The organism is Ruegeria sp. CK3 (genome assembly GCF_056536565.1).
Map to the genome: position 1 here is coordinate 99,145 of NZ_JBQFPV010000001.1, position 24,990 is coordinate 124,134.

Annotated in this window: 19 protein-coding genes; 10 read left to right on the forward strand and 9 right to left on the reverse strand. The window is 60.1% G+C overall.

Going from position 1 to position 24,990, the window contains the following annotated elements; genetic code table 11:
* The first annotated feature begins 4 nt into the window (after window positions 1-4).
* The 4 genes from ACR0C3_RS00560 to ACR0C3_RS00575 are packed head-to-tail and all read left to right on the forward strand — an operon-like array spanning window position 5 to window position 5,512.
* Window positions 5-2,293 carry a sensor histidine kinase NtrY-like gene (locus ACR0C3_RS00560; protein WP_480756632.1) on the forward strand — a complete coding sequence of 763 codons (2,289 nt, stop codon included), beginning with the start codon at window positions 5-7 and terminating at the stop codon, window positions 2,291-2,293.
* Window positions 2,290-3,699 carry a nitrogen assimilation response regulator NtrX gene (gene ntrX / locus ACR0C3_RS00565; protein WP_170373861.1) on the forward strand — a complete coding sequence of 470 codons (1,410 nt, stop codon included), beginning with the start codon at window positions 2,290-2,292 and terminating at the stop codon, window positions 3,697-3,699. Before ACR0C3_RS00560 ends, ntrX begins: the two co-directional genes overlap by 4 nt.
* 18 nt (window positions 3,700-3,717) lie before the next feature.
* The gene (locus ACR0C3_RS00570) at window positions 3,718-4,308 is read left to right on the forward strand and encodes a helix-turn-helix domain-containing protein (protein WP_425082889.1); all 591 of its coding nucleotides are present in this window, start codon (window positions 3,718-3,720) and stop codon (window positions 4,306-4,308) included.
* A 43-nt stretch (window positions 4,309-4,351) separates the two neighbouring features.
* Window positions 4,352-5,512: an MFS transporter gene (locus tag ACR0C3_RS00575; protein ID WP_480756633.1), complete on the forward strand. Its 1,161-nt coding sequence runs from the start codon at window positions 4,352-4,354 to the stop codon at window positions 5,510-5,512.
* Here ACR0C3_RS00575 and ACR0C3_RS00580 read toward each other — a convergent pair.
* Complete coding sequence (locus ACR0C3_RS00580) at window positions 5,500-5,979, reverse strand: hypothetical protein (protein ID WP_170641851.1); 480 nt, start codon at window positions 5,977-5,979, stop codon at window positions 5,500-5,502. The two genes, ACR0C3_RS00575 and ACR0C3_RS00580, sit on opposite strands and share 13 nt — an antisense overlap.
* A 96-nt stretch (window positions 5,980-6,075) precedes the next feature.
* Here ACR0C3_RS00580 and trkA point away from each other — a divergent pair, with 96 nt between their 5' ends.
* The 4 genes from trkA to hflX all read left to right on the forward strand — a co-directional run bounded on the left by trkA (window position 6,076) and on the right by hflX (window position 10,631).
* Window positions 6,076-7,452, forward strand: coding sequence for a Trk system potassium transporter TrkA (gene trkA / locus ACR0C3_RS00585; RefSeq protein ID WP_480756635.1), 1,377 nt, complete (start codon window positions 6,076-6,078; stop codon window positions 7,450-7,452).
* The gene (locus tag ACR0C3_RS00590) at window positions 7,452-8,990 is read left to right on the forward strand and encodes a TrkH family potassium uptake protein (RefSeq protein ID WP_170688757.1); all 1,539 of its coding nucleotides are present in this window, start codon (window positions 7,452-7,454) and stop codon (window positions 8,988-8,990) included. The genes trkA and ACR0C3_RS00590 overlap by 1 nt, the downstream gene beginning before the upstream one ends.
* A 130-nt stretch (window positions 8,991-9,120) precedes the next feature.
* Window positions 9,121-9,360: an RNA chaperone Hfq gene (hfq, locus tag ACR0C3_RS00595; RefSeq protein WP_005982826.1), complete on the forward strand. Its 240-nt coding sequence runs from the start codon at window positions 9,121-9,123 to the stop codon at window positions 9,358-9,360.
* A complete protein-coding gene (hflX, locus tag ACR0C3_RS00600) occupies window positions 9,360-10,631 on the forward strand; it encodes a GTPase HflX (protein WP_480756637.1) in 1,272 nt (423 codons plus the stop codon). Before hfq ends, hflX begins: the two co-directional genes overlap by 1 nt.
* 3 nt (window positions 10,632-10,634) lie before the next feature.
* On the opposite strand, the gene ACR0C3_RS00605 is transcribed toward hflX, so the two are convergent.
* The 4 genes from ACR0C3_RS00605 to hemB form a co-directional block, all read right to left on the reverse strand.
* Entirely contained in the window at window positions 10,635-11,030 is a 396-nt protein-coding gene (locus ACR0C3_RS00605) for a nuclear transport factor 2 family protein (protein WP_170665028.1), read from the reverse strand.
* 105 nt (window positions 11,031-11,135) lie between these two features.
* The gene (locus ACR0C3_RS00610; protein WP_480756639.1) at window positions 11,136-13,598 is read right to left on the reverse strand and encodes a penicillin acylase family protein; all 2,463 of its coding nucleotides are present in this window, start codon (window positions 13,596-13,598) and stop codon (window positions 11,136-11,138) included.
* A gap of 162 nt (window positions 13,599-13,760) precedes the next feature.
* Entirely contained in the window at window positions 13,761-14,333 is a 573-nt protein-coding gene (locus tag ACR0C3_RS00615) for a lipid-binding SYLF domain-containing protein (RefSeq protein ID WP_170373852.1), read from the reverse strand.
* Between the two features lie 144 nt (window positions 14,334-14,477).
* Window positions 14,478-15,476: a porphobilinogen synthase gene (gene hemB / locus ACR0C3_RS00620; protein ID WP_480756640.1), complete on the reverse strand. Its 999-nt coding sequence runs from the start codon at window positions 15,474-15,476 to the stop codon at window positions 14,478-14,480.
* Window positions 15,477-15,596: 120 nt separating this feature from the next.
* On the opposite strand from hemB, the gene ACR0C3_RS00625 reads away from it, so the two are divergent.
* Complete coding sequence (locus ACR0C3_RS00625) at window positions 15,597-16,121, forward strand: component of SufBCD complex (RefSeq protein ID WP_480756932.1); 525 nt, start codon at window positions 15,597-15,599, stop codon at window positions 16,119-16,121.
* Between the two features lie 21 nt (window positions 16,122-16,142).
* A complete protein-coding gene (gene mfd / locus ACR0C3_RS00630; RefSeq protein ID WP_480756642.1) occupies window positions 16,143-19,604 on the forward strand; it encodes a transcription-repair coupling factor in 3,462 nt (1,153 codons plus the stop codon).
* Between the two features lie 132 nt (window positions 19,605-19,736).
* On the opposite strand, the gene ACR0C3_RS00635 is transcribed toward mfd, so the two are convergent.
* From ACR0C3_RS00635 to ACR0C3_RS00650, 4 genes are all read right to left on the reverse strand, one after another.
* Entirely contained in the window at window positions 19,737-21,395 is a 1,659-nt protein-coding gene (locus ACR0C3_RS00635) for a tetratricopeptide repeat protein (protein ID WP_480756643.1), read from the reverse strand.
* Between the two features lie 61 nt (window positions 21,396-21,456).
* Window positions 21,457-22,665, reverse strand: coding sequence for a multidrug effflux MFS transporter (locus ACR0C3_RS00640; RefSeq protein ID WP_480756645.1), 1,209 nt, complete (start codon window positions 22,663-22,665; stop codon window positions 21,457-21,459).
* Between the two features lie 78 nt (window positions 22,666-22,743).
* Window positions 22,744-23,412 carry a DsbA family oxidoreductase gene (locus tag ACR0C3_RS00645; protein ID WP_480756646.1) on the reverse strand — a complete coding sequence of 223 codons (669 nt, stop codon included), beginning with the start codon at window positions 23,410-23,412 and terminating at the stop codon, window positions 22,744-22,746.
* A complete protein-coding gene (locus ACR0C3_RS00650; RefSeq protein WP_480756647.1) occupies window positions 23,409-24,926 on the reverse strand; it encodes a class I adenylate-forming enzyme family protein in 1,518 nt (505 codons plus the stop codon). The genes ACR0C3_RS00645 and ACR0C3_RS00650 overlap by 4 nt, the downstream gene beginning before the upstream one ends.
* Between the last annotated feature and the right edge of the window lie 64 nt (window positions 24,927-24,990).

A 24,990-nucleotide genomic window follows, 5' to 3' on the forward strand; every position in this document is an offset into this window, starting at 1 on the left:
GACGGTGGCAACCCGGGCACAGAGCGGGATTCTCCCATCGGTTAACCGGTGGCGCAGATCGCGGAAACTGCGCAATTACAGCACCTTCGGGCTGGTTCTTCTGGGGCCGGTCCTGGCGCTTGCGACTTATCTTGTCATTGGTCCTTTCGATCTGGGCGCAACTGCACCAACGTTGCGCCTGATTCTACTGGCTGACCTCGTCTATGTGTTGGTCGTTGCGGCTCTGGTGATGAGCCAGTTGGGCAGTCTAATCGCAGCGCGGCGGGCCAAATCGGCGGGGTCGCGCCTGCATTTACGTTTGATCGGCGCGTTTACTCTGCTGGCGCTGGTGCCGACGGTGACGGTCGCGATCTTCGCCGGGCTGACGGTGAATATCGGCCTTGAGGGCTGGTTCTCGGACCGGGTTCGGCAGGTTGTGGGGTCGTCCCTCACGGCAGCCGAGGCTTATGAGCTTGAGCATCGGCAGGGCCTGACACAAGACGCCGCCGTTCTGGCGCTTTTCCTCGACAATGCGCGCGCCCGTGATTTCTATATCTCGGATGCGGAACTGCGTGAGGTTTTGGCGCAGGGGCAGGCTCAGATCCAGCGTGGGTTGCGTGAGGCCTATGTGATTGACGGCGACGGCGAGATCCGGTCGCGCGGCGATCGCTCTTACCTGTTCAACTACGAAGCACCGACCCCCGATCAGATGGCGGAAGCCACTGAAAGCGGTCTTCTGATCATCGCGGATTGGCAGAACAACGAATTCCGCGCGCTGGTGCCCTTGCAAGCGTATCTGGACCGATACCTCTATGTCAGTCGTGAGGTCGACGGCCAGTTGCTGACGCTGCTGGATGACACCAAGGAAACCGCGCAATTCTATCAACAGCTTGAAAGCGAACGCGGGCGGGTGCTGTTCGAGTTCGGACTTCTTTATCTGGGCTTTGCGCTGATCCTGATCCTTGCGGCGATGTCGCTGGGGATGTGGTTCGCGGAACGCCTCTCGCGGCCGGTGGGGCGCCTGACGACAGCGGCGCAGAGGGTCGGGGCGGGTGATCTGAGCGTACAGGTGATTGAAGAGGCCAGCGATGACGAAATCGCCATGCTGGGTCGGTACTTCAACCAGATGACACGGCAGTTGAAAGGCCAGCGGGACACGCTGCTCGAAAACACGCGCCAAATCGAAAGTCGCCGACGCCTGTTCGACTCGGTGCTGAGTTCGGTGACCTCGGGCGTGGTCGGCGTGGACCCGGAAGGGTGCGTGACCTTCGTCAACCGATCAGCCGAGCGGCTGCTGGATTGGTCACGGGGCGAGGAACATCTGGCCATCGGAATCGCGGTGCCCGAATTCCTGCCTTTGTTCGAAAGCTTGAAAGACAGCGGACAAGAGGCCGTGCAAGGTGAGATCAAGGTCACCCGCAAAGGCCAGTTGGAGAACCTTCTGGTGCGAATGGCCACGCGGCGGGGAGAAGACGGCGGGCTAGAGGGCTATGTTGTGGCCTTTGATGACGTCACCGATCTTGTTAGCGCGCAGCGTATGGCGGCGTGGGGCGACGTGGCCCGGCGGATCGCGCATGAGATCAAGAACCCTCTGACCCCGATCCAGCTGAGTGCTGAGCGGATCAAACGAAAATTCTCACGTAAGCTGGATGAAGAGGATTGCGATATCCTCGTCTCCATGACCGACGTGATCGTGCGTCAAACCAATGACTTGCGGCGGATCGTGGATGAGTTCTCGAAATTCGCGCGCATGCCCGAGCCTGAACGGAGCGAAGAAGATGTTGTTGCGCTGGTGCGTGAGACGGTGCTGCTGCAACAGGCTGGTCAACCCGAGGTGCAGATTGATGCGGATCTTCCAGACCAACCGATCCCGGTGGATGTGGACGCGACCATGCTGAATCAGGCGTTCACCAACTTGATCAAGAATGCCGGGGAAGCAATTGAAACCTTAAAGGAAAAAGGCGCTCCTGAAAACCTGAAGCCGCAGATCAAGGTGGCGGTTTCCAGCGATGATGCGGGGACGATCATCACCATTGCGGATAACGGTATCGGGCTGCCGGAAGACCGTGCGCGGTTGTTTGAGCCCTATGTAACCACACGCGACGAAGGTACCGGGCTGGGCCTGCCCATCGTCAAGAAGATCATCGAAGAACATGGCGGAGCGCTGACGCTAGAAGACGCGCCCACCTTTGACGGACAGGACCATTTCGGCGCAATGGCCGTGATCCGTTTACCGGGGGCGAACCTCCCACCCAATTCAGCGCCACAGAAGCAGGCGATTAAAACCAACATAATGAAAGCAGGCCAAAGATGAGCGACATTCTGATCGTAGATGACGAACGCGATATTCGCGAACTGGTGTCCGACATTCTGGAGGACGAAGGCTATTCAACCCGACTGGCGGCGAACTCGGATGAGTGCATGTCGTCGATTAATTCCGAGCCGCCGGGGCTTTTGATACTGGATATCTGGCTGAAAGACAGCCGCATGGACGGGATTGATATTCTGAAGGCGGTGAAACGTGACAACCCGGATGTGCCGGTGGTGATCATTTCGGGTCACGGCAATATCGAGATCGCCGTCGCCGCAATCAAACAGGGTGCGTATGACTTTATCGAAAAGCCCTTCAACATCGACCAGTTGATGGTCGTGATCCGCCGCGCGATGGAGACTTCGCGCCTGCGTCGTGAGAACGCTTCGCTGAAACGCAAAGAGGTCAGCTGCTCGGATATGATCGGCAAATCGGCCTCGTTCCGGGCGATGCAGGGCCAGTTGGACAAGGTCACCAAGTCGAACGGCCGCGTGATGCTGAGCGGACCGGCCGGGTCGGGCAAGGAAATCGCGGCGCGCTATATCCACGCGCATTCCAACCGGGCCAATGCGCCCTTCGTGACGGTCAATTGCGCCGGAATCGAGCCAGAGCGGGTCGAAGAGGTTCTGTTCGGACGCGAAAGCAGCGAACGCGGTGTGGAGCCGGGCCTGCTGGAAGAGGCCCACGGCGGTGTGATCTATTTTGACGAAGTGGCTGATATGCCCTTGGGTACTCAATCCAAGATCCTTCGGGTTCTGGTCGATCAGCAATTCCAGCGCGTTGGCGGCTCGGACAAGGTGCGGGTCGATCTGCGCGTGATTTCCTCGACCAATAAGAACCTCGATGATGAGATTGTGGCCGAGCGGTTCCGGGAGGAACTTTATCACCGTCTGAACGTTGTCCCGATTGACGTCCCTTCGCTGGAGGACCGTCGTGAGGATATTCCGGTTCTGGCACAGCATTTCATTGAAATGTGCAATGAAACGCAGGGCTTGCCGGTTCGGGAACTGTCCGAGGAAGCGGTTGCGCTGCTCCAGACCATGACCTGGCCCGGCAACGTCCGGCAGTTGAAGAACCTGATCGAGCGTGTTCTGATCCTCGGCGATGGCACAGGCCCGATTGAGGCGCGTGAGCTGCCGAGCGATGAGGACAAGGCCGAGGATTCGGGTCGTGTGGTCCTGTCCGGTGCGCTGGCCACTCTGCCACTGCGGGAGGCGCGAGAGGCGTTTGAGCGGGAGTATCTGCTGACCCAGATCAACCGGTTTGGTGGCAATATCAGCCGCACGGCCAGCTTTGTCGGGATGGAGCGCAGCGCGCTGCACCGCAAGCTGAAATCGCTGGGTGTTGTGACCTCGAACAAATCGGGCGCGCGCGTTGCACAAATTGATGAGCCGGAACCGGCAGAGTAATCTGCCGGGAGGGCCACGATGAGTATTGGCGCGCCAACCAAGAGCAAGAGGCTTGAGACCCGGGGCTATCCGGGCTTCGGCAAGCGCCTGAAACGGTTGCGCCGGTCCGTCGGGTATAAACAGGCCTATCTGGCCGAGCTGCTGGAGGTGGATCAGGCCACTATCTCGCGTTGGGAGAGAGGCGGGCAGACGCCGCCGCCGGACACGCAGCAAGCGGTCTTTGCCGCGCTTGGTCCAAAGCGATCCGATGATAGTGCGTTGCGGCGCTTGGTGATGAATTCCTCCGATTGCCTTCATTTGGTGGAAGAGGCGAGCCACAAATGCCTTGCCTATTCCGCCAGCCGGGCAAGGGACTGGAACACCAGCCAGAACGCGCTTTTGGGCGTGTCGCTCTGGCAGTTTGCGACCGAAGAAATCCAGGAAGCCGAGGCCGAGTTGGAGGCCGAAGGGTGGTGGGATATGCACACCCCCGCGCCTAAGGCATTCCAAACCTCCGAGGCGATTCACGACCGTATTCGGATCAGTGCCGGAGAAATCTTATGGGAACGTCTCTACCTGTCTGACGGCACGCCGGTTCGTCTGGTCAGCGGGACGAAAGCAGGCGCATAATTTATGCGTTCCGTGGGCTGAACAGGCGCTGTAGAAGCGCTCCATGATACAAGCATCTCAGGTTCTTCTTCTCTGGTTGGCCGGTCTGGGCGCGGCCACGCAATTTGCCAAGATTGCCGTGCCGTTTCCCGAGCTTGTGCTGCTTTACCCCGATCATGCCGAGAGTATGGGGTGGCTGTTGTCGATCATCAGTCTTCTGGGCGCGGTTCTGGGTGCGGTGTCCGGTGCCGTCGTGGGGCGCGTCGGGGCGTTGAAACTGCTCATTGGCGGGTTGTGTCTGGGCGGCGCGCTGTCGATCTTTCAGGCGAGCCTTCCCGGGTTTTACACAATGCTGGCCACCCGGTTTGTCGAGGGGGTCTCGCATCTTGCCATCGTGGTCGCCGCGCCTACCCTGATCGCTCAGATCACCAGCGGCAAGGCGCGCAATATCTCGATGGTGTTGTGGAGCACATTCTTCGGTGTGGCCTTTGCACTGAACGCCTGGATCGGCCTGCCGGTCGTTGAGCATTTCGGGTTCCCCTTTTTCTTCGCTCTGCACGGCGGCTTGATGATTGGCATCGCGGGTCTGATCCTGCTTTGCGGATTAAAGGTTCAACCATCTCAGGACGTTGCCCCTTGGCGTTGGGCCGAAATCTTTGAGGTGCATCTTCGCACTTACCGATCGCCGTTTGTGTCGGCTCCGGCCATAGGCTGGTTCTTCTACACCTTAACCTTCGTCTCTTTGCTGGCCATCCTGCCGGGTCGATTGCCCGAGGGGCTGGCCGCGACGGTTGCGGGCCTCATGCCCTTGGCAGGCATTGTGCTAAGCTGGCTTGCGGTCCCGATCCTCTTATCCCGCATGTCCTGCGTTGCGGTTGTCAATCTGGGATTTGCGCTCGGCATGGCGGCTATCGCTGGGGCTTTTCTTGGCGTTCCGCTGGAACTCGTTTGTGTCTGTCTGTTTGCGGTGCTGGGTCTGGTGCAAGGGGGCAGTTTTGCCGCCGTGCCGATCCTGAACCAAACGCCTGAGACGCAGGCCCTCAGCTACGGCGCCATGGCGCAGATGGGCAATGCGGGGAACCTGTTGGGTACGCCTGTTCTGTTGGCCGTGCTTGGGCGGACGGGTGAGGCCGGCATGTTGATCACAGTGATTGGGATCTACGCGACTGCGATCCTTGCGCATGTCGCACTGGCGCGAAAACGAGCGCTCCGTCAGCCGGCCTGACCGGGCGTGATGATCTGAAACGATCCGTCATCGAATTTGACGAAGCAGGACTCAGTATTCAGCGGAGGGAGGGTCGTTGTGCGGGTTGCCGGAACACGGGATTTCACGCCGGATTTGCAGGGTGGCAGGCTGACAGGGCGAAACCCTTTCTGCGCCATGCACTGTGCCTCAACCGTGTTGCGAAGGGGTTGGTTGACGTCGACCGTGTATATGCGACCCGGCTCCCACCAACCGCCACTGCGATAGCACCGTCCGCTTCCGTCGCAATAGGTGCGGCCCGGCCAATAGGTCGGCGGACCTTGACGGACTTGGTTGGCAACCGGTGCTTGTTCAAGTGCCTGAACCTTACACTGAGTGGTTTGTTCCTGCATCTTCGACACGCTTTCCCCCTCGCGATAGTATATGGAAAGCGGGCCGCAGGCGGTCAGCAGCATCACTGGAACAAGCAGGGGAACGAGTGTTTTCATATGCTTATTCTGCCCGAAAAGGTCGGGTATGACAATTCAATTGACCCTCTCAGGACCATCTGTCATTCAAAGATTTCAGGCAGAAGGGCCAGAAACATGAAGGTCATCATTTGCGGTGCGGGTCAGGTTGGCTGGCAGATCGCACGGCATCTATCGGGCGAGCTGAACGACGTCACGGTGGTGGACAACAACCCTGATCTTGTGCGCCGGGCGACGGAAACGCTGGACGTGCAGGGGATCGCCGGCTTTGCCAGCTACCCGGATGTGCTGGAACGGGCAGGGGCGCGCGACGCCGACATGATCATCGCCGCGACCCATTCGGACGAGGTGAATATGGTCACCTGCCAGATGGCCCATTCGGTTTTCGCCATCCAGCGCAAGATCGCGCGTTTGCGGTCTCAATCCTACCTTCAGGCGATCCACTCAGACCTCTATCGCCGCGACCACCTGCCGATTGACGTGGTGATCAGCCCCGAGCGTGAAGTTGCGGCCGCCGCTATGCGTCGCTTGTCGGCCCCGTCTGCCTTTGACACCGAGATGTTCATGAACAGTAAGGCCCAGCTGCTGGGCATTCGGATCGACGAGGATTGCCCGATCGTGAACACGCCTCTGCGGCAATTGACCGATTTGTTCTCGACCCTCAGCTCCATCGTGGTCGGGGTCCGGCGCGAGGGCAGCCTGTTTGCGCCTGAATCCGAAGATCAGCTGTTCGTGGGCGATGAATGTTATGTCTTCACCAGCGTGAAGGATGTCGACCGAACGATGGAGGTGTTCGGCAAAGCGCAAAAAAGGCAGGACCGTGTTGTGATCGTCGGCGGTGGCAATGTCGGGCTCGAAGTCGCGCGAACACTGGAAGAGCGTGAAAGCCGCGTGCGGGCCAAGATCATCGAGCGGGATCGCCATTGTGCTGAAAAAGCCGCCGAGGCGCTAGAGCGGACCATTGTCCTGCATGGCGACGGGCTGGATTCGGCTTTGCTGAACGAGGCAGGTATCGACCGTGCCGACGCGATGCTGGCCGTCACAGATGATGACCGCACCAACATGCTGGCAGCCGTGCGCGCCAAGGCCGAAGGCTGTGCGCTGGCGATTGCGTTGATCAATGACCCCAGTATGGTCGCGTTGATGGGGCCTCTGGGCATTGACGCCTATATCAACCCACGAGCGACCACCGTCAGCTCGATCCTGCGCCATATCCGGCATGGGCGGGTGCGGCAGGTTTACTCCATCGGCGACGCCGAAGCCGAAGTGATTGAGGCAGAGGTGCTTTCGACTTCGCCCATGGCCGGGCAGAAACTGCGCGATATCGACTTCCCTGAGGGTGTTCTTGTCGGCGCTGTTCTCAAAGGCGACGAACTGTTGCGCCCAACGGGCAGTCTGCGGATTGACGAAAAGGACGTGCTGTCGATCTTTGCTATGGCCAAGGACGTCCCCGAGGTCGAACGGCTGCTGCAGGTTTCGATTGATTTCTTCTGATGGCGCGTGTGGTCACAGCTCGGATCGGGGTCTTGCGGCGCTTGCCGCTGTTTCTGCTGATCTGGGGGATTTCGGCGCTGTCTATGTGGGTGCCGGCGGGTTATGCGCTGGCGCTGGATGATCACGATACTTCGCGGTCTTTCCTCTATTCCGGGTTGCTTGGGTTGTTTCTGGTATCCGCAATTGCGCTGGCGGCCTCGAACCGGGTGCCGCGGCGGGGAACGCTGGGGCAGTTGGCGGTGCTGCTTGGCTGTTTCACCATTCTGCCGATCTTTCTAGCCATCCCGTTCCACGACGCGCTTGGCAATACCACCTTTCTGAACGCCTATTTCGACATGGTCAGCGCCCTGACCACGACAGGCGCCGACTTGTTTCCCGACCCTGGTCGCCTCACCGCGCCGTTGCATCTGTGGCGCGCGCTGGTGGGTTGGATGGGCGGTTTGCTGATGTGGATCGCCGCCGCCGCGATCTTGGCACCGCTGTCCTTGGGCGGGTTCGAGGTCACGGCGCGGGGCCAGCCTGGTCGGCCAGTCTCGGGCGTGGCACAGAGCGAGCAGGTCGATCCGCGTGGCCGCCTGCTGCGCGTTACCCGCACCCTGACTCCGATCTATGCGGGCCTGACCGCCGTGGTTTGCATCCTGCTGCTGATCGCCGGAGAGCAGGGCCTGACAGCAATTTGCCATGCGATGTCAGTTATGGCGACCTCGGGCATCTCTCCTGTTGGTGGGCTGGAGGGCGCGCAGGCAGGCATCACTGGTGAAATGATCCTGTTTCTCTTCCTACTTTTTGCCCTGTCGCGCCTGACTTTTTCAACCGACACGGCCGCCAGCGGCTTTGCCCGGCTGGACAAGGACCCCGAGTTCCGGATCGGGCTGTTCATCGTGCTGGCCGTCGCGGTGCTGCTGTTCTTCCGCGTTTGGGCAGGGGTCAACGAAATTGGCGGCCAACTGCAGCCCTTGCAAGCCCTGCATGTCATTTGGGGTATGCTGTTCACGGGCCTTGCGTTCCTGACTACAGCTGGGTTCGAGAGTGCGAACTGGAACGATGCCCAGCAGCTTTCAGGTCTGGGGACTCCAGGGTTGGTTCTGATGGGGCTGGCGCTGGTGGGTGGCGGTGTCGCGACGACGGCAGGTGGGGTCAAATTGCTGCGGGTCTTTGCGCTCTACCTCAATGGCGCGCGTGAGATTGACCGGCTGATCCACCCGTCCTCGGTCAGTGGTACCGGCGGCGGCAACCGCCGCATTCAAAGCGACGGAGCTTTCATCGCATGGATCTTCCTGATGATGTTCGCGTTGACCCTTGCCCTGTTTAACCTGCTGCTGGCCCTGATGGGGTCGGGGTTCGAACAGGCCATGGTGCTGAGTGTCGCTGCTCTCAGCACAACCGGACCGTTGATCGAGCTTGCGACGGATGTTCCGATCCGCCTGGTTGACCTGTCGGGTGGGGCGAAATTGACGCTCTGCGCGGCGATGGTTATCGGTCGGCTTGAGACACTGGCGATCATCGCGCTGATCACGCCGACCCTGTGGCGGGATTGAACCACTGCGCGTGCCCGGCGTTACTGCCTGATTTTTCGTCTGGAATATCTGTGCGCGTCACTCCATACTCTGCCAGAGGGAGCGCGTTGGTCCGCAGCGCGTAGCAAGAACAATGGCGAGTTAATAAAATATGGCTTCGGACAGACAGAATCTGCAGGACGCGTTCCTGAACAATGTACGGAAAGCAAAAGTCCCGGTCACGATTTTCCTGATCAATGGCGTGAAATTGCAGGGTGTGATCACTTGGTTCGACAATTTCTGCGTATTGTTGCGCCGCGACGGACAGTCGCAGTTGGTCTACAAACACGCGATTTCAACCATCATGCCATCGCAGCCGATCAACCTGTATGAGGGCGAAGACGCCTCTTGATGGAACATGAAAGGAAGCGCACCCGGGCTTGGGTGCTGCATCCTGAAATCAAATCAGATGAACAGCGCCGCGTCCCCGGACCCGCGCTGGAAGAGGCGGTTGCACTGGCAGCCGCATTGCCTGATCTGGACGTGATCGGGTCAGAGATCGTGCGCCTGCCGCGCGCCCAGCCGGGTCTTCTTTTCGGCAGCGGCAAGATCGACGAGCTGGCAGAACGGTTGCACGAAAGCGAGGTCGAGCTGGTTCTGATCGACGGCCCCGTGACACCGGTTCAGCAGCGCAATCTAGAGAAAGCGTGGAAGGTCAAGATCCTCGACCGGACGGGTTTGATCCTTGAGATTTTCAGCGACCGTGCCCGCACCCGCGAAGGTGTGTTGCAGGTCGAGATGGCCGCGCTCAGCTATCAGCGCACGCGGCTTGTCCGGGCCTGGACCCACTTGGAGCGCCAGCGGGGCGGGTTGGGCTTTGTTGGCGGCCCCGGTGAGACTCAGATCGAGGCCGACCGCCGCGCGATTGATGAGCAACTGGTGCGTTTGCGTCGGCAGCTGCAAAAGGTGGTCAAGACGCGCACTTTGCACCGGGCTGCGCGTGCCAAGGTGCCGTATCCGATCGTGGCGCTTGTGGGCTATACCAACGCGGGCAAATCCACCCTGTTTAACCGCCTGACGGGGGCCGAGGTGATGGCCAAGGACATGCTGTTCGCCACGCTGGACCCGACCATGCGCCGCGTTGTTCTTCCCGACGGCCCCGAGGTGATCCTGTCGGACACGGTGGGTTTCATCTCGAATCTGCCGACCGAACTGGTCGCGGCATTCCGGGCAACGCTTGAGGAAGTTCTGGGCGCGGACCTGATCGTGCATGTGCGCGACATCAGCCATGACGAGTCACAAGCACAAGCCGATGACGTTCAGGCCATTCTCACCTCACTGGGTGTCGATGATGAGCGGCCGATGCTGGAGGTTTGGAACAAGACCGATCTGCTGGACGCGGATGAGCGTGAGGCGGTTTTGGCTCGCGCCGACCGCGATCCGTCGATCTTTGCGATCTCAGCCGTGACCGGGGATGGGATCGCGCCTCTGCTGGCTGATATCGCAACAAAACTGCAGGGGGTCCGGCGCGAAACCACTCTCTCGCTGAGCTTCGCCGAAGGGAACAAGCGCGCTTGGCTGTTCCGGCAGGATGTCGTTCGATCCGAAGAGCAGACGGAAGACGGGTTTGAGATCACCGTGCTGTGGACCGACAAACAGGCGGCGCAGTTTGCGGGGCTTTGACGGCTATTTGCCGTCGATTTGTCTTTGATAGTCCTCGGCGTCAAACCACCCCAAAGAGGACTGAACTTTGTGGTCTTCGGTCAACTCCCATTCTTCCCAACCTCGCGTGACCACGTGATTGCCAGTTTCCGCATGGTGCCCTTCGAGGGTCCAGACAAAGATCGCATGTGACCCGGCCCATCGGAGCATGTCGCAACGGACCTCGAGGTCGGGGAATTCGGCATAGAACCCTCGGGCCATCTCGGCGATGGCGTCCCGGCCTTTGAGAGGGTCGCCTCGGTTGATGATGATCTGCCCGTTAGGTGCATAAAAACTCGCGACCGAGTCTGGGTCGCCCGAACTCCAGGCGATGGCATAGTCGCGCGCAAGCGTGTTCAGAGTATCCCGTAGGCTGGCCATGATCCCCCCCAGTAGATGCGGTTTCGCCCGGTTATGGTAGGACGAAACCACAGATCATGCCACGGCACCTCGGAATTCGGGGCGGGGAATTGCCAAGTGGGCGGATTATTGCGGGGTGAGGGTGGTAACTCCCACCGCTGCGGCCCGCGCCAGATCAATGTCGAGGGACATCGGGATATATTCTCCACGCCGCCACAGCTGCGCCTGATCGTCGTAGTAACGAGACAGGAAATGCCCGGACTGCCCGGTTGCGGTGATAAAGACCGAACTGTCGGGATCGGCGAAATCATAGACGCCGCGATAGCCTGCGCCATGCACGTTCAGGAAGGGATCGGGGCCTTCGCCCGAGGTCCGCCCGCGCAGCAACGTGTTGTCGCCTCCGCTGGTCGATTGGCGAATGTTGACGAAATAGCGCAGGACCGGAACGTTCCCGAGAACCGGATGATCATGGGTGGCCTGATGGGCATCGCCCCAGCGCAGGGATTCCAGCGTGGTGCCGTAGGTCTCGGCGATCCAGATCAGCGCGTCGTCCAACGCCAGCTCTGCCATGTCCGAGCAGGTCTCGACCGGGGCGCTTTGGCGCACGTCACACCAGACCGACGCGCCATCAATGTCCCGGTAAACCCGTTCGATGAACAGAGGTTCGACATGCTTGAACTCAATGGCCAGCGGGCCGAGTTCATCCCCGATCAGGCGGATCTGCAAGGCGCGTAGCCACGCGGCGTATATCAAAGGCTCCGGCAGATGTTCGTTCATTTCGCCATTCCATTCCGCCAGCAGGGACAGGGCGATCTGGCGTTGGCGCTCGGGCGTGCCCTCGGGGGCCGAGGCGCCGGTGAACCAAAGATCAGCCCCAATCAGCGGCAGCAGCGAGCGCGCGGTGAAACTAACAGTGTCCAGTTGCGCTTCGATAAAGCTGTCGCGGGTATGGACCTCGCGTGATTGCATCAGCCGTTCCCAGCGGTGAACGCGCTGCGTGTCACCCCATTCGAATGAGACATGGTTGGGAAAAGGACGGTCGACAATCTTATTGTTGGTGTTGCCCAGCAGACCACCGGCGGGTGAGGTGAACTCGGGGTTGGTGGCGTAGGGCATCCGGCCTTGCCACCGGTTTTCCGCAATCCAGCCGGGCGTTGGAATGCGCCCTTTGCTTTGGTTCAGGCGGTCGCGCTGAGGGATTGCTCCGATCAATTTCAGGCCAATCGTTTCGGTGTCGACCAGGGACAGGTTCTGCGACGGCGCGATGAATTTCTCTGCAACATCAATGGCTTCGCGTACGGTATCGGCGTTCATCAGAGCCATTGAGGCGCTCATCGATGTGTCATTCGGGCTGAGTGCGGTCCAGGACAATGATGCGACATGTCCGGGTGGAGTGATCGTTTCCAGATCATAGTGACTGCCGGGCAGAACCGGGCCGTTTTCCGTCCAGCGCAGGGTCAGAGTAATGGGGGCTTCGTCCTTGATTTCGATGATCGACGGGCGGCTTTGGAATTCCTTGAACCCGTCCGGGGTCAGGTATTCCTCGGGATTGTCAGGGTTGAGTTGCTCAATATGCAGGTCCTGATCATCCAGATAGGAGGAGGTCAGGCCCCAGCCCAGACGGTCGCTGCGGCCGCTCATCACGGCAGGTATGCCCGGGATTGTTGCGCCGATCACGCCGCCCTTGGCAAGGTCCAGATGGGCCAGATACCACACGCCGGGTGCGGTGAAACCCAGATGCGGGTCGTTGGCCAAAAGAGTCCCTGCGCTTGCCGATCGCGACGGTGCGGCAACCCATGCGTTTGACGCTCCGGCTAGACCACGTTTTGGGAAGGGCGACAGCGGCGTATCCGGCATCGGCGTCCCAGCGGCATAGCGCGGCAGGCCGGGAAACAGCTGGGCATATTCGGGCAGGGCGGCGATACCGGCACCGGGCACATCCGGCAGGATGTCGACCAAGCGCGCCGGATCGTCCAGCATCAGCGAGGTTCTGGCGCGCAGAACCTCATCCTTCAGGTGGCCCGACAGCTGCAACCCCATAAGCTTGATCACGGCGAGGCTGTCGCCGGGTTGCCAAGGGGAGACGGGGGCGTTGAACAGAAACATCTCGGGCGCGCCGCGGCCCAAAGCTTCTTCGTTGATCTGTGTGAGGCGGGCGTTGACCCCCGCGGAATAGGCGCGCAGCGCAGCCTTTGTGTAGTCATCCTGCGCCTCGACCGAGCGATGGGCCAAACTATAGAGATCAAGCCGACGTAGAAGCTTGTCGATGGCAACGGTGCGCGCGCCAAATACTTCGGAAAGACGGCCCTGGGCGGTGCGGCGCATAACGGTCATCTGCCACAAACGATCCTGCGCATGTGCATAGCCCAACCCAAAGAACACATCCGGGTCGGTTTCGCCAAGAATATGGGGCACGTTCGCCGTGTCACGAATAATCTCGACCGGGGCAGTGACGCTCTGTACCTCAAGGGTTTGATTGTATTCGGGCAGCGATTGGCTGGCCAGAAAATAGACCAGTCCGATGGCGGCAAGAACCAGCAGGACAAGACCCGTGGTGATGCGTATCAACCAGCGAAAGACAAGAGCCATGGACGTCCCACTTGTATTCGTTCTTCACGTGGCGAGAGGTTACTTCAAGGCTGCCCCGACCGAAAGAGGAACACTGCGGAAACCTGCCTTGAAGTGGCAATGAAAAAGACCTCGCCCCAAGAGGGGACGAGGTCTTTCAGAGAGGGGCGTGGTAGTGCAAAATCAAGGGATGATGCGGGTGTATTTGATGCCTTCGACGGTTGCGCCGATCTGCAGGCCTGCCTGACCGAAGATGGCGGCCAAGACCGGGCTGAGCAGGGTGGTAGTGTCGGTCGACAACTGGTCGCCCTGATCGCTGACCACATAGCCAATATCGGCACCGGCGGTCCAACCACTAGAGCGACGGAAATCGTTCAGTGCGTCCTCGGTCATGAAGAACAGCACATGTGCGTATTGCTGGGCGCCGATCTGCAGGCCCGCGGTGCCTTTAACGGCCGAGTAATAGTCAACCGTGGCTCCATTGATGCGCAGCGCGCCTTGACCATAGCCGCCGCCGAATACGAACCCGGCCTCTGTGATCAGGGGCATGACCAACATGCCATTGGCTTTTTCAGCGATCTCGACCGTGTTGGGGTAGCGGGCAAACATCTCGGTCAGGGTCGCGTCGACACGGGCGTCGAGGGTGGCTGCGTTCGAGTTGCCGACGCCGTTGCCGCAGGCTGCGGTCAGGGTCAGACCTGCCATGCCCAAGGCAAAGCCGCGACGGTTCAGTCGGGGAAGGGTGGAACTGCTCATGGTTTTTTTGTCTCTGTAACTGTGCCTGATATGTCGGGTGTTCCCGATCTTATGTGCAAGAATACGCCGATTGGCCCTGCATGTCACGACAAAGCTGCCACGGCCCGCGAAACAATCGGCGAAAAATCGCGAGGTGCCGGGGTTTTAGCCTTGAAGAACCCGTGCGACCTGCGGCGCGAAATAGGTCAGGATTCCGTCGCAACCTGCGCGCTTGAACGCCAGCAGACTCTCCAACATCACCTTGTCGCCGTCGATCCACCCGTTCTGTGCGGCCGCCTGGATCATCGCGTATTCGCCCGAGACCTGATAGGCGTAGGTGGGCGCACCAAACGTGTCTTTAACGCGGCGGCAGATATCCAGATAGGGCATGCCCGGCTTGATCATCACCATATCAGCCCCTTCGGTCAGGTCACGCTCGATCAGGCGCAGAGCCTCGTTGGAGTTGCCTGGGTCCATCTGATAGGTTTTCTTGTCGCCGGTAAGGGCGCCAGAGGCACCAACCGCATCGCGGAACGGGCCGTAGAAGGCGCTGGCATATTTCGCGGCATAGCTGAGGATCATCACGTTGTGATGACCGGCCGCCTCAAGCGCCGAGCGCATCGCGCCGATCCGGCCATCCATCATGTCTGACGGACCAATGATATCGGCCCCGGCCTCGGCTTGAGCGAGGGTCATTTTAACCAGCGCCTCAACGGTCTGGTCATTCACGATCTCGCCATCCACCACATAGCCGTCATGGCCGTTGATGTTGTACGGATCCAGCGCAACATCGGTCATGACCGCGATATCCGGCGCTGCCGCCTTGATCGCACGTATCGCGCGGTTCGAGAGGTTTTCAGGACTCCAGGCCTCGGCGCAATCCTCGGTCTTGAGCGATGCATCGGTATAGGGAAAGATGCAGATCGCGGGGATTCCAATGGCTTGCGCCTCGACCGCTGCTTTAGCAATCAGGTCAACCGACCGCCGCATCACGCCGGGCATCGAGGGCACCGGCTCTTCAATGCCTTCGCCGTCGCGAACGAAAACCGGCCAGATCAGATCGTCGGTGGTCAGCGTATGCTCGCGCACCAGCCCGCGGATCGCATCGGACTGACGCGCCCGGCGAAAACGGGTCTGAGGGTAAGGGGCGATGGTCGGTTTCATGGCGCGTCCTCCTTGAACATTGCCGCATTGGGTGGCATGAATTCGCCAAGGGCTCAAGGGCATCAATGGACGCGCCATCGCGACAGAACCCCTCTGAGGATTGTGAATAAAGGGCTGCGTTTGGACTGGTACTCTACGATTTTCGAACTAATCGACATGCGCAGCTTTTCGAATCTGTGGTTTTGGATTGTTCTGGCGGTCACTTGGTCTTCGGCCAGTCACTGGTCGATGGGGGTGCCCTACGACATGGTGGTCCGCGCCCGCCGCGTTGGCGGCCAGCTTGAGGTTGACCTGCTGGACATCGTGCGCATCAACACCAACCGCATAGTCTACTACGTAGAGGTATCGGGCATGGTGATGTTGGCAATGGCCTGTTTCGTCTTTACTGCATTGGCGACGCTTGGCTTTTACTATTGGGTCGAGTTTGCGCAGGCCGTGTTCCTGCTGTTGTTTCCCCTGGTGATCGTGACCTTCATCAACATCTTCCACGCACGCCGTTTGCGGCGGCACGAACTGACTTTGGAGCGCGTTGCCAAGACGTTGTCACGATGCCGCTTGTATACGCAGATCATCGGCATGATCTCGATACTGGTCACTTCGATGTGGGGCATGTATCAGAACTTTTCGATCAGCGTTCTCGGATAGCGAAATCTGAAAGGGTCAGAGATGAAGGCTCCGAACCACGTGACAGTCGGCGGTGCCCCCGAAGGGTATGACGCACAACTTGTCCTGAACGAGATCGCGCGTTCGGGCGGGCCGGTTTGCCATGTGGCACGAGATGACAAGCGGTTGGAGGGGATGCGCGCAGCACTTGCGTTCTTTGCCCCCAACATGCCGGTTTTCGTTTTCCCCGGTTGGGATTGTCTGCCCTATGACCGGGTCTCGCCCAACGCGGATATTGCCGCGGCGCGGGTGGCGGCGCTGGCAGCACTGGTCCACCAGATGCCTGAGCGTTTCGTGCTGTTGACCACGCTGAATGCCGCGACCCAACGCGTGCCTGCGCGCGAGGTTCTGCGCGAGGCCGCCTTTACCGCTCGCGTCAACCAACGCGTGGACGAAGACGCTCTGCGCAAGTTTCTGGTGCGGATGGGGTTCACCCAAAGCCCCACCGTGATGGAGCCCGGAGACTACGCGATCCGGGGCGGGATCATCGACATCTTCCCTCCGGGCGAATCCGGCCCTGTTCGGCTGGACCTGTTCGGAGACGTTCTGGACGGCGCGCGCCGCTTTGATCCGGTCTCGCAACGTACCACCGAAAAGCTTGAAGTGGTCGAGCTTGCCCCCGTCTCCGAGGTTATTTTGGACGAGGCCGCCATCACCCGATTCCGTCAGAATTATCGCATCGAATTCGGTGCGGCGGGTACGGATGATCCGCTCTATGAGGCCGTCAGCGCGGGCCGCAAGCATCAGGGCATCGAACATTGGCTACCTTTCTTCCACGAAAAGCTGGAAACCCTGTTCGACTATTTGCCGGAGGCGACGATTTCTCTGGACGATCAGGTCTCGCCGGCGCGTCTGGCACGGTGGGACACGATTTCCGATCAGTATGAGACTCGGCGGTTGGCGTTGGAAAACCGCTCACGCATGGACACGGTCTACAAGCCGACCCCACCGGGTTTGCTTTATCTCGATGATGCGGCGTGGGATCAGGCCGTGTGCGATCGGCGCGTGCTGCAATTCAGCCCTCTGCCGCAGGCCAGCGGACCCGGCGTGATCGACGCGGGCGGGCGGATCGGGCGGAACTTTGCTCCTGAGCGTCAGCAGGAAAGCATCAGCCTGTTTGGCGCTTTAGCAGACCACATCAAGGGCAAGCTGGACAAAGGGCCGGTACTGATTGCGTCTTACTCGGAAGGTGCGCGCGAACGTCTAACCGGCTTGATCGAAGATGAAGGTCTGGCCGAGGCGATCCCGGTCACCGATGGTACGCGCATCGGCAAAAGGGGCCTCCATCTGGCGGTCTGGGCCTTGGAACATGGGTTCGAAACGGCGGACTTGACCGTGATTGCGGAACAAGACGTTCTGGGCGACCGCCTGATCCGCCAACCCAAGAAGCGCCGCAAGGCCGAGAACTTCCTGACCGAGACCCAATCCCTCAGCCCCGGCGATCTGGTGGTGCATGTGGACCACGGCATCGGTCGCTATATGGGGATGGAGGTCGTCACAGCCGCCGGTGCGGCCCATGAATGCCTGCTGCTGGAATATGCCGAAGCGGCCAAGCTGTACCTGCCGGTCGAGAATATCGAGCTGCTGTCCAAATACGGCCACGACGAAGGGCTACTGGACCGTCTGGGCGGCGGCGCGTGGCAGGCGAAAAAGGCTAAGCTGAAAGAGCGCATCCGCGACATGGCGGACAAATTGATCCGCATCGCGGCCGAGCGTGCACTGCGCAAAGCTCCCGTGATGGACCCACCGCCCCACGCGTGGGAGGAGTTCAGCGCGCGTTTCCCCTATCAGGAAACCGACGACCAGCTGCGCGCAATCTCCGAGGTGATGGAGGACATGCATTCCGGCGCGCCGATGGATCGTCTGATCTGCGGCGATGTGGGCTTTGGCAAGACCGAAGTCGCCATGCGCGCGGCCTTTGTCGCCGCCATGTCAGGCGTGCAGGTAGCCGTCGTTGCGCCGACCACTCTGCTTGCTCGTCAACACGCTGCCTCGTTCAAGGAACGCTTCCGAGGCTTCCCTCTTGAGGTCCGGCAGCTATCGCGTTTTGTTTCGACGAAAGAGGCGCAACAGACTCGAGACGGGCTGGCGCGCGGGACAGTCGATATTGTGATCGGCACCCATGCCCTGCTCGCGAAAACTATCCGTTTCAACAACCTCGGCCTGCTGATCATCGATGAGGAACAGCATTTCGGCGTCGGCCATAAAGAGCGCTTGAAACAGCTGCGCTCGGATATCCACGTCCTGACCCTGACCGCAACGCCGATCCCCAGGACGCTGCAACTGTCGCTGACGGGTGTGCGAGACCTCTCGATCATCGGCACGCCGCCCATCGACCGTCTGGCCATCCGCACCTATGTCAGCGAGTTCGACGCGGTAACGATCCGCGAGGCCCTGCTGCGCGAACACTATCGCGGCGGGCAGAGCTTCTATGTGGTGCCACGCATCTCGGACCTGCCCGAGATCGAAGAGTTCCTGAAGGAGCAATTGCCAGAGCTGACTTACGTTGTCGCTCATGGGCAGATGGCAGCGGGTGAACTCGACGACCGAATGAACGCGTTCTATGACGGCAAATATGACGTGCTTCTGGCGACGACGATTGTGGAGAGCGGGCTGGATATCCCAACGGCGAACACGATGGTCGTGCATAGGGCCGATATGTTCGGCCTTGCGCAGCTCTATCAGATCCGAGGCCGGGTCGGGAGGTCAAAAACCCGGGCCTATGCCTACCTCACAACCAAGCCGCGTCAGAAACTGACCACTACCGCCGAAAAGCGCCTGCGCGTTCTTGGGTCGCTCGATACACTAGGGGCCGGGTTCACTCTTGCCAGTCAGGACCTCGACATTCGGGGCGCCGGCAATTTGTTGGGCGAAGAACAATCCGGCCAGATGCGCGATGTGGGTTATGAACTCTACCAGTCGATGCTGGAAGAGGCGATTGCCAAGATCAAAGCCGGTGAGATGGAGGGGCTCTCGGACGCCGATGACCAATGGGCGCCTCAGATCAATCTGGGCGTACCGGTTCTGATCCCCGAGGATTATGTGCCCGACCTCGATGTTCGCCTGGGCCTTTATCGCCGTTTGTCATCGCTCTCGACCAAGGTTGAACTTGAGGGCTTTGCCGCGGAACTGATTGACCGGTTCGGCGCCTTACCGAAAGAGGTCAATACCTTGATGCTGGTCGTCCGCATCAAGGCCATGTGCAAGCGCGCGAGTATCGCAAAACTGGATGGTGGACCGAAAGGGGCGACGATTCAGTTTCACAATGATAAATTCGCTTCGCCCCAAGGGCTGGTCGAGTTCATCCAGAACCAGCGCGGCATGGCGAAGGTCAAAGACAACAAAATCGTTGTGCGCCGCGACTGGAAGAAAGACAGCGATAAGATCAAAGGCGCGTTTGCGATTGCCCGTGACCTTGCTGAGAAAGTCTTGGCAGAAAGAAAAAAGGCCAAAACAGGCGGATAGCGGGGAAGGGGGCGCTGCCCCCGCCGCGGCAAGCCGCGACTCCCCCGAGGTATTTCCGGCCAGATGAAGCAGGCGATCCGGACTTCATCTGGCTAAAAATACCTCCGCCGGAGGCATCGCGCGCAGCGCGTTTCAGGTCCGCATGGCGGACTGGGCGCAGAAACAAGATGCAGCGACTGCGCGGTCGGCCCTTGCCAGGGCCAAATCCAGCCTCTGTTTGATCTGAGGTAGCTCAATCGTTTCGCCGCGTGCTTTCAGGCAATCGTGCAAGCCCTTTAAGCTCCAGACATTGTCCGGATGGATCGAGGCGCGGCTGAGGTTTCCGCCAAGGCCCAGATCTTCTCGGTACACGGCTTCCGCCTCGGTCAAATGGCCCTGTTCGAACAGTAGTGCGCCCAAGGCGTGGCGGGTGGGTTGCATCCATCCCCAAGGCTCGTCGTAAGGCAAGGTGTCGTCCAATTCGACAGATCGGCGCAGGTGGGCGAAAGCGAGATCGAAGTTTTCCTTTCGGTACTCGATCTCACCGCGCAGCATTTCGGTTGCGATCTCCAGCAGGTCGATGACGCGGTTGTTGTGCAATCGCCGAGCCTCGGGAACTCGGGCTTTGGCTTTGAGGAACAGCTGCTCTTCGACCTCGGCGCGGGGCACATCGCCGGTCGCGGCGAAAGCAAGCGCGCGGGCGTAGTGGGTGGTTGCCGTCAGCGTGCGGTACAGGTCAGGGTCGTCGGGTAGCGCCAGCGCTTTTGCTTCCTCCCATCGGCCAAAGCGGATCAGGATGTGAGGTCCCATGGACATGTAGCTTTCGAAGAAATCCGCCATGGGCGGGCTCTCAATGCGTAACATCTCTTCGGGGGTCGTGTCCCAGATACCTTGATTGGCCCGCAGGGCCGGTTCGATCTGACCCAGAAACATCGCGCCATAGATGGTGAAATGATAGTCGTGCTGGCGGTAGCCGGTGTATATGTTGAACGCCCCTTCACGCTCATAGTACTTCAGGTCCGCTTCCGAGGCTTTCTGGTTCCAATGCACCACGTTCTGATAGTGGCCGCAGAGGATATCTATATGCGTCGGCATATGAACAAGGTGGCCTGCATCGGGGACGAGAGTGCGTAGGACATCGCCCGCTTTGAGGGCCTTTTCGGGGGTTGGGGACATCTCCATCAGGTGGACATAGAGGTGCAGAAGGCCGGGATGAGACATGGCGTCGGGGTCGTTCTGCATGGCCCATTCCAGCGCCTCTTGCGCCTCAAGCGTGGCGGCACCTTCGGCGGGTTGACCAGTTGACAGGTCCCACATTTGCCACGGCGTCAGGTTGAGCAGCGCCTCAACATAGATTGTACGCAAGTCTAGGTGATCTGGCTGAGCCTTGAAGGCCGCGCGCATCGCGTCGGCAAAATCATAGTCCCACTCATGCATGCCCTCGGTCGTGTCGCGCTGCGGATAGCGGGACGGCAGGGCGAGGATCAGAGCCTTTTCAACCTCGGTACAGCTATCGGTTAGGCTCAGCGCCTTTTGCGTGGCTTCAAAGGCCTTTGTCAGTGCTTTCTGCCGTCCCCGGTCGTCTTGCAAGTCCCACGGCAGGTTGTAGTTCGGGCCGGCCGCGTAGGCGACGCCCCAATGCGCCATGGCGCAGTTCGGGTCATGTTCGACAGCTTTTTCAAAGCAGGCGACGGCCTCATCATGGTTGTAGCCATAGGTCCAGACCAGCCCTCGGTCGAACCAGAGTTGGGCTGCAGCGGATGCTGTTGAAACAGGGCAGGAATAGGTGCCCAGATCGTAGTACTCACTCATAACTGACCCTCCGCCATGTTGGTCGGGACAGCGTAGCGCGTTTGATCCGGGCTGAAAATCCTCAGGCGAGCAGTCTGTTTTCGATGCGCCCCATGTGGATCATTAGGCTAAAGGCCACAATACACATGGTCAGAATGCCGGTGGTCAAAGGCATGATTGAGCCGTCGAACAGTAGCCCAACCGGGGCGGCAATGGCCGCGGCGAGCACTGTCGAGACCGAGCCGATGACAGAGGCCGCCATTCCGGCAATATGCCCCATCGGCTCCATCGCGATGGCGTTCAGGTTGCCCATGGTGACACCCGCCATGAAGAACACGGTGGTTTGCCAGGCCACGAACAGGCCAAACGAGGCGTCGGGCGACAGCGGGAAGGAATTGGTCACGATAACCAACGCGGTGATACCGATCTGCGCCCCCAGCGCCCAAGTCACCATGCGGCGCATGCCAACGCGCACCACAAGGGCTGCATTCAACACACTGGCCGATCCCGACATCAGTGCGACGAACCCGAACCAGAACGGAAAACTCTCGGCCCGGTCATGTATCACGTCATAGACGGGCTGAACCATGGTCAGCATGGTGAACAAAATCCCCATGCACAGGGTTTGCACCATGATCGACAGGCGCACAGTCGGGTGGGCGAACATCTCTTTCGTTGCGGCGACCATTAGCGGCAGGCGGAAGGGGCGACGGTTCTCGACTGCCAGCGACTCGGGCAAGCGGGTTCCCATCCAGACGCAGACGATCACGGCGAACAGAATGAACGAAACAAAAATACCGCGCCAGCCGAACAGCGCGATCACTCCGGCCCCCAACATGGGCGCCACGGCGGGTACAAGCGTGAACAGCAACATCGCGATCGAGATGATGCGCGCCATGATCCGGCCCGAGTACAAATCGCGGATGACCGCCATAGCCACAACACGTGGACCCGCAGCACCCAGTCCCTGCGCCACACGGGCAGCCAGAACGAGTTCGAGCGAGGAACTGGCCCAGGCCACGGCCGAGGCCGCAATATAGAGTGCGACACCACCATAGATGACCGGTTTGCGGCCAAACGCATCCGACAGAGGGCCGGTAAAGAACGTGCCAATGCCCATCCCAAGCACGAATGACGTCAGAATCAGCTGCGCGCGATTGACGTCATCCGGGCTGAGCTGCGCGCCGATCTCGGGCAGGGCAGGCAGCATCGAGTCGATCGAAAAGGCGATGGTCGAGAACATCATTGCGATCAGCGCAATGAACTCTCCACGAGACATGCGGTTGGTCATGGGGACTCCTTACCTGATCGCGCTATCACGACGGATCAGGTTGCGCCAGACCGGAATTTCGCACAGACCTCTGTGCTTCTATGCAGAGGAAGCCTCAAGTTGAGACATGATTTCCCCGATCACTTTCTCCCACATTTCAGGAGGTTGCGCGCCCGGAACGGCATGTTGGTTGGCAACAATGAAGGTCGGGACCGAGCTGACGCCCATTTCGCGTGAGTGGGTGTCGCGGTTGCGGATATCCTCGCGGTCGGCGTCGGATTTCAGCAATTTCATCACCACCGCCGCGTCCATGCCTGCGCTATCGGCGATGTCGGACAGGACCTCCGGGTCGCCGATATCACGCGCTTGAACGAAATAGGCATCGAACAGAGCATCGACGACGGCGTTCTGCTTGCCCTCGATCCCGGCCCAGTGGATCAGGCGATGCGCGTCCAGCGTGTTTGGTGTGCGCTTCATCCCCTCAAAGTCGATCTTGAGGCCCGCATTCTCGGCATGTTCTACCACGGGCGCATAGGCGCGCACCGCACCGTCCTTGCCGCCGAATTTTTGTTCCAGATATTCGCGCCGATCCATGCCGGCATCGGGCATGTCGGGGTTCAGCTGGAACGGGTGCCATTCGATCACAAACGGATGATCCGGCAGTTTTGCCAAGGCTTTGTCCAGATGGGATTTGCCTATGTAGCACCAGGGGCAGATCGGATCGGACAGGATATCAAGCTTGACGGTCTGATTGTCTGTTTGGCTCATGGGGTGGACGCCTTGAAATAGGCCGGCAACGCGCGGCGCAGGAGTTTGCCGTTGCCGCCGGTTGGCAACTCGGGAAGGTGAACGAAGGCACGCGGCTGTTTGTAACGCGCCAAATTGGCTTGGACATAGGCGTGCAGAGCGTCTTCGTCCAGTCTCTCGGGGCCGGAGTAGAAGGCCGCTATCACAAATGTGTCCTGTTTAACCTCGACGGCTGCGGCCCCGACCTGAATGATGCCGGGAAAGCGGGACAGGACGGATTCGACCTCAACCGGCGAGACGCGGTAGCCGCCTGCGTTCATCATGTCATCGTCGCGCCCCAGATAGGTGATCTGCCCATCGACGGCCATGGCGCCCTGATCGCCGGTCAGAAACCAGTCGCCTTGCAGTCGGGCGGCCGCCTCGTCGGGTGCGTTCAGATAGGTCAGCATCAAGCCGGGGTCAGAGCGGTGAATGGCAATGGTCCCTTCGCTCCCTTGCGGCACAGGCCCCTCCGGCCCGAGGATTGCAACGCGGCGGCCCGGTTGAGGTTGCCCGAGGGAATCTCCGCGCGCAGGATGGGTCGGGCTGGACGAGATAAAGGTTGAACATTCGGACATGCCGAACGCTTCGTAGAGCTCCGTTCCGGTGGCCGTTTCCCACTGGGCATGCAGCGACCGAGACAGCTTTTCCCCGGCGCATAGGCCGTGGCGCAAATCGGGCAGCTCAACCCGATCCGTACCGGACAGCATTTTTCGAAAAACACCCGGTGCCGCAGCAAAGATCGTCGCGCGGTTTTGGCGCAGCATTTGCGGCAGCTGAGACATATCGGTGCCGGGTTCTGGGATCAGGGCCGAGGCTCCGATCGTCCACGGATCCATAAGCCCGGTGCCCAGCGTATAAGTCCAATTGAACGCACCAGCGTGGCACAGGCGATCCTGCTCGGTCAGGCCGTACCAGCCGTCGACCATCATTTGGCGCGCCCAAATCGCTCTGTGAGCATGGGCGACTGCGCGGGGCTTGCCTGAGGTGCCCGAGGTATAGACCACATAGGCCAGACGCTCGGGGTCGCCCATGTCGAACTGCGCAGGTGGCAGGTCATGCATGGCGATCAGGTCGTGCAGATGGATCTGATTGGGGTGCTCGGCACAGGCCACCGAAGGGTCGCGCAAGATGGCGGTGGGCGAAAGCTCCGCGATGATCCGTGCGGTTTCCGGCTCGGTCAGTTGCGATGAGGTCGGAACAGGAACAATACCGACAGCGATGGCGCCAAGATAGGCGATGGGAAACTCGACGGTGTTTCCAAGTCGCATCAGCACGATTTCTCCGGGGTGAAGTCCGGCCTGCAAAAGGCCCTGACCCGTTCCCAGAACGGCGGCTTTCAATGCTCGATAACTCCAGTCTTCGGACCCGTTTTGGCGCAGAACGGACAGGGCGGTTTTATCGGCCAACGCATCCGCCTTGCCCAGCACATGAGCGGCCAGATTGAACGGGGTCGGGCAGGGCGTCGGTGGCCCCTGATCGAAGATTGAAAGCATGGCAACTGGCTAACCCGGCCCATGGCGCGTTGCAAGCGCGGCTTGTGCACCCTATAGACGAAGG